Below are 573 nucleotides of genomic sequence, written 5' to 3'. Positions count from 1 at the left end.
GGAGTTAACCCGTCGAGCACTACTCGCGGCCGGTTATTCAGCAATGCTTCGGCCTGGGCGACCTCTTGGTCGGTGACATCGGTAAAGTTGGTGCCTTTGGGGAAATAAAACCGGATATCCCGGTTCATCCGCTCATTGCTGCCTCGCTGCCACGGTGAATGCGGATCGGCGAAAAACACCTGGATATTCTCCGCGACGGAAAACTCCGTGTGTTTGGCAAACTCCACCCCCTGATCCCAGGTCAACGTCGAAATCGTGGTGTCCATCGACTCTTTGAGCCGACGAATCATCCGCACCATGACCTCATTGACGCTGGTGGCGGTATGGTCAGTGCCGAGTCTGCCGAGGAGCACAAACCTGCTGCGGCGTTCCACCAATGTCGCTAAAGCACTGGTGCCATCTGCGCCAATAATCAAATCCCCTTCCCAATGACCGGGCACGGCACGATCATTGGCTTCCGCTGGGCGAAGTGAAATATTGGCATCATGGGTCCAGCGTTTTCCTCGTGGTTTGGGCACCCCTGCGAGAAGCGAGCGGGGTTTACGCCCTGGCCGGGTAGTCCGGCAGGACTTT

General features: G+C 57.2%; 1 protein-coding gene. It reads right to left on the bottom strand.

The window, feature by feature from the left end; genetic code table 11:
- On the bottom strand, nucleotides 1–518 hold a 518-nt coding region (locus tag CHU70_RS10690), incomplete at its 3' end, for an IS30 family transposase (RefSeq protein WP_242451399.1).
- Nucleotides 519–573 lie beyond the last annotated feature (55 nt).

The organism is Corynebacterium sp. LK10, assembly GCF_008042455.1.
GTDB classification, from domain to species: Bacteria; Actinomycetota; Actinomycetes; order Mycobacteriales; family Mycobacteriaceae; genus Corynebacterium; species Corynebacterium jeikeium_D.
The sequence above is the reverse complement of the archived record's forward strand: the minus strand, read 5'-3'. Positions and strand labels throughout refer to the sequence as shown.